At 60.9% G+C, this 5,184-nt stretch carries 5 protein-coding genes; all 5 read left to right on the forward strand.

The window, feature by feature from the left end; all coding sequences use genetic code 11:
• The first annotated feature begins 323 nt into the window (after positions 1–323).
• Positions 324–1,358, forward strand: a complete 1,035-nt coding sequence (locus EN893_RS17950; protein WP_127267866.1) for a class I SAM-dependent methyltransferase — start codon at positions 324–326, stop codon at positions 1,356–1,358.
• Between the two features lie 247 nt (positions 1,359–1,605).
• On the forward strand, positions 1,606–2,247 hold the full coding sequence (locus EN893_RS17960; RefSeq protein WP_127270548.1) for a 50S ribosomal protein L25/general stress protein Ctc: 642 nt from the start codon (positions 1,606–1,608) through the stop codon (positions 2,245–2,247).
• A gap of 23 nt (positions 2,248–2,270) precedes the next feature.
• Entirely contained in the window at positions 2,271–2,996 is a 726-nt protein-coding gene (pth, locus tag EN893_RS17965; protein ID WP_127270550.1) for an aminoacyl-tRNA hydrolase, read from the forward strand.
• A gap of 91 nt (positions 2,997–3,087) precedes the next feature.
• On the forward strand, positions 3,088–4,191 hold the full coding sequence (gene ychF, locus EN893_RS17970) for a redox-regulated ATPase YchF (RefSeq protein WP_127270552.1): 1,104 nt from the start codon (positions 3,088–3,090) through the stop codon (positions 4,189–4,191).
• A gap of 219 nt (positions 4,192–4,410) precedes the next feature.
• Positions 4,411–5,184, forward strand: a 774-nt coding sequence (locus EN893_RS17975) for a CorA family divalent cation transporter (protein WP_128361676.1), incomplete at its 3' end; no start/stop codon positions are given.

Genomic DNA, 5,184 nt, shown 5'->3' on the forward strand with positions numbered 1-5,184 from the left:
GACCAATACGGAGGACAGGTGTTCGTTCATCACAATAGACCCCGTTTGAAAGGGATTTTGTTTTCCGAACTCATTTCCAGCTTCTGCCCCCACGCGGGCCGGCTCCTTTGGACGCGACGGCGATTGCGACGCCGGGCAAACAAATGCAATCGCGCAAGACAAGTTTCCGTTAACTCGAACCCGGAATTCGGGCCGGAAGCCGTCTAAAGAGGAACATGGTTGGCGGGAAATTAATCATAACGATAAAATGCCGTCAGCCCGACATTGGCAAATGGAGCATTCTACGCAATAAGTTAACCGACTGTTAACTATGGAGTGATGGCGTGCAGACCGTTCTTGATGGCAAAAGCTTGATTACTGCCGCGATGCTCGCCGGCACGCTGCCTCGGGGAAAGCTCGAGCATCATGGCGAAGCGTTCGAAACCGCGCGCGCGGAGCTGGCGCTCATTCTCCACGCGACACAGCAGCAGATCGAACAGGACAAGAACCCCGCCGAGATCGTCGGTCGCTTGCTGTCCTTCCTCAATGGCCTGCATTCCAAGGTTCATCCCGACGTCTGGCATGCGTTGATACCGGTGGCGCAGAACCATCCGATCCTGAAGTATTTTCTCGAGGATCCGCTGACGCACTGGTCCTTCACCAAGCCCAGGGGCTATTCCGGCGACGCGCAGTTGCTTGATTACATCTATTGCGATCCGCACGTGGCAGAGAGCGTGGCCAACGCCTCGGAGATCGGCAAGGCGCTCTATAGCCATACCCAGAACGTACCCTCATGCGTCGCGGCACGGGAACGACGCGACCTCCTGACCCGATATGTCGACGAGATTGCGGTCAAGAATGGACCGCAAACCGAGATCCTGGCGATCGCGGCCGGCCATTTGCGGGAGGCCAATCGCTCGGTCGCCTTGACGGAGGGCCGTCTCAAGCGCTGGGTTGCGCTCGATCAGGATCCCCAGAGCGTTGGGCTGATCGCGCGCGACTTCCAGGGCACCGCGGTCGAAGCCATCGACGGCTCGGTGCGAACCGTGCTCACGCGGGGTCACAAGCTCGGCAAGTTCGATTTCATCTATGCCTCCGGCCTTTACGACTACCTCGCCCACAACGTCGCGGTGAAACTCACGAAGACCTGCCTGCAGATGCTGAAGCCGAACGGGACGTTCCTGTTTGCGAACTACGCCGAGGGCACGCCTGACGCCGGCTACCGGGAGACATTCATGGACTGGGTGTTGCTGCTGCGATCGGAGGTCGATATGTGGAACATCGTCAATGCCAGCGTCGACCGCAACACCGTCGAGGCGCGGGTGTTCTTCGGCGAGAACCGCAACGTGCTTTATGCCGTCATCGAAAAGCGCGGATAGCGACCGCCTGGACTGCACCAGCCTGGGCGTGCCTTTGGCTTGCACCTCCGGCCGCCTTCCGCTATAGAGCCGCCACCCGCGTAGACACCCTTGGAGGCAACGCGGCGGAAGGCCGCCTTCCCGCATGATCCCGAAAAGTGGATTCCGGTTTTCGGACCAGATCATGCATGGGTATGTCGGCTTTCGACGTTTACGGTCCAGGCACTCTGCCAACCGTGAGCGCTCCAGTAAACCGAAAGGAAATGCCATGAGCCACGACACTTACGAGCTCAAGGCCGAAGCACGCGAACAGGTCGGTAAGGGGTCCGCCCGTGCAGTTCGCCGCAACGGTAAAGTGCCTGCAGTAATCTATGGTGACAAGCAGCCTCCCCTGGCTATCGCGCTCACCTACAAGGATATCTACTACAAGATCCATGGCGGTGGGTTTCTGACCACGATCGCCACGATCGATGTCGACGGCAAGAAGATCCAGGTCCTGCCGAAGGACTTCCAGCTCGACCCGGTCAAGGATTTCCCTGTCCATGTCGACTTCCTGCGCATCGGCAAGGACACCGAAGTCAATGTCGACGTGCCTGTCCACTTCATCAACGAGGACAAGTCGCCCGGCATCAAGCGCGGCGGCGTGCTCAACATCGTGCGTCACGAAGTCGAGTTCCACTGCCCGGCCAATGCGATCCCGGAGTTCATCACCGTCGATCTCACCGGCGCCAACATCGGCGACTCGATCCACATCTCGGCGGTCAAGCTGCCGGCTGGCGTCAAGCCTGTGATCTCCGACCGCGACTTCACCATCGCGACCATTGCCGGTTCGTCGGCGATGAAGCCGGAGACGGAAGAGACGGCTGAAGCAGCTGCACCTGAAGCGGCTCCTGCCGCCGACGAGAAGTAACTCTTTCACGCCCGGAGCAGGCGATGCTGCTGTTTGCAGGTCTCGGCAATCCGGGCGCGAAATACGCTGACAACCGCCACAATGTCGGTTTCATGGCGGCGGACGCAATCGCCCGCCGCCATTCCTTTTCGCCCTGGTCGAAGAAATTCCAGGGCCTCATTTCCGAGGGCACGCTCGGCGGCGAAAAAATCGTCCTGATCAAGCCGCAGACCTTCATGAACCTGTCCGGCCAGTCGGTCGGCGAAGCACTGCGCTTCTACAAGCTCGAGCTTTCCGCGCTCACCGTCTTCTATGACGAGATCGACCTTGCCGAAGGCAAGCTGCGCATCAAGACCGGTGGCGGCGCCGGCGGCCACAACGGCATCCGGTCGATCGACGGTCATATCGGCAATGGCTATCGCCGCGTGCGCATCGGCGTCGGCCATCCCGGCGTCAAGGAAATGGTCCAGCACCATGTGCTCGGCAATTTCGCCAAAGCCGACCGCGAATGGCTCGACCCGCTGCTCGACGCGATCGCCGATAATGCCGCCATGATCGTCAAGGGCGACGAATCCGGCTTCATGAATAAGGCCAGTCTCGCCGTCCAGGGCAAGGCCGGGCCGGAGCCCGAAAAGCCAGCGCAGAAGCAGTCGGCGCACAAGCAGCAAAGTCATGTCCGCCAAGCACGGCCTCAACAGCCGGTGGTCAAGCTGCCGGAAAGCGGTCCAATGGCCGCCATGCTGAAGAAGCTGTTCGGCGGCAAGGACTGAGCATCAAGGGGACCGAAGGGCTTGACGTTGATCACCCCTATCGCCCATAGCCCTGATCAAATTTCTATTTTCCCGATAGGACCGAACAAAAATGGGTTTCAAATGCGGCATCGTTGGCTTGCCCAACGTCGGCAAGTCGACGCTTTTCAACGCGTTGACCAGAACGGCTGCGGCGCAAGCCGCCAACTATCCATTCTGCACCATCGAACCGAACACCGGCGAGGTGGCGGTGCCAGATCCGCGCCTGCAGAAGATCGCCGCGATCGCCAAGTCGAAGGAGATCATTCCAACTCGCATCTCTTTCGTCGACATTGCCGGCCTGGTGCGCGGTGCCTCGAAGGGCGAAGGGCTGGGCAACCAGTTTCTCGCCAACATCCGTGAGGTCGACGCCATCGTGCATGTGCTGCGCTGCTTCGAGGATGACGACATCACCCATGTCGAGGGCCGCATCGACCCCGTCGCCGATGCCGAGACGGTCGAGACCGAGCTGATGCTTGCCGACCTCGACAGCATCGAGCGCCGCATCGTCCAGATCCGCAAGCGCGCCGGCAGCAAGGACAAGGAAGCGACGACCGTGCTGCCGTTGATGGAGGCAGCGCTCGAACTGCTGCAGGCCGGCAAGCCGACCCGCATCCTGCTCAAGGGTATTTCGGCCGAAGATTTGCGCATCCTGCAGGGCCTGAACCTTCTGACCTCGCATCCCGTGCTCTATGTCTGCAATGTCGCGGAGGCCGATGCCGCCACCGGCAACGAACACACCAGGGCCGTGGAAAAGATGGCCACCGCGCAAGGCGCCGGCACCGTGGTGATCTCGGCGGCGATCGAAGCCGAAGTCGCGCAACTCTCGGACGAGGAAGAGATGGAATTCCTGTCCTCGCTCGGCCTCGACGAGCCCGGCCTCAACAAGGTCATCCGCGCCGGCTACGACCTGTTGCACCTCATCACCTATTTCACCGCCGGGCCGAAGGAGACGCGCGCCTGGACGATCCATAAAGGCGACAAGGCGCCTCAGGCCGCCGGTGTCATCCACACCGATTTCGAGCGCGGCTTCATCCGCGCCCAGACCATTTCCTACAACGACTTCGTCACACTGGGCGGCGAAGTCGCGGCCAAGGAAGCCGGCAAGGCGCGCGACGAAGGCAAGGAATATGTCGTCCAGGACGGCGACGTGCTGTTGTTCAAGTTCAACACTTGATGCCCTGAAGCGGTCGAGAACATCCCGGCAAGCTGTCGGCGAAGTTCCTCGATACATGCTTCCAAGGCGACGGCGGCCATCCGCCCGACAGCCGCTTGTCTTGATTTTGTCACGTCACAGGTCTAAGCGGCAGACGCACGGTCGGCGCTGACGTCGAGAACCGTGCAATCCAACACGACGCGTCAATCCGAACGCACCCCCAGCAAGGGATATCAGGCGATGATCAAGGCCTTCGTCGTGGACAATGACCGCCTGCGCGTCGTCGACGATCTCCTGGCAAACAGCGAGACCATCGTCTGGGCGGACCTGTTCAACCCGACAAAGGAAGAGGAAGCGACGATCGAGAGCTGGCTCGGCGTTGCCATTCCGACGCGCGAGGAGATGGAGGAGATCGAGATTTCGAGCCGCCTCTATGTCGAGGACGGCGCCTATTTCATGACCGCCACCCTGCCCGCCCAGACCGAAATCGACGATCCCTTGATGTCGCCGGTTACCTTCGTGCTCGCCGGCACAAGGCTGATCACGGTGCGCTACCACGAACCGAAAGCTTTCAAGACCTTTCCGCAGCGCGCCGAAAAGGTGGCGACCGGCTGCACCAGCGGCGACACCATCCTGATCGGCTTGCTGGAGGCGATCGTCGACCGTCTCGCCGACATTCTGGAACGCGCCGGCCGCGACATCGAGGCGATCTCGCGCGATATCTTCGAGGCGCGGTCGACCAAGGTTTCCAAGCGCAACCGTGATTTCCAGGAGTTGCTGAAAGCCATCGGCCGCAAGGAGGACATTGCCTCCTCGATCCGCGACAGCCTGATCTCGCTGCAGCGCCTGGCAGGCTTCTTCGCCCATGCCTCGACCCGCACCAAGATGAGCAAGGACACCAAGGCGCGCATCAAGACGCTGTCTCGCGACGTGCTGTCGCTCGCCGACCACGCCACCTTCCTGTCGCAGAAGATCTCCTTCCTGCTAGACGCCACGCTCGGCATGATCTCGATC

The organism is Mesorhizobium sp. M7A.F.Ca.CA.004.04.2.1 (assembly GCF_004022825.1).
In the GTDB taxonomy this organism is placed as follows: domain Bacteria; phylum Pseudomonadota; class Alphaproteobacteria; order Rhizobiales; family Rhizobiaceae; genus Mesorhizobium.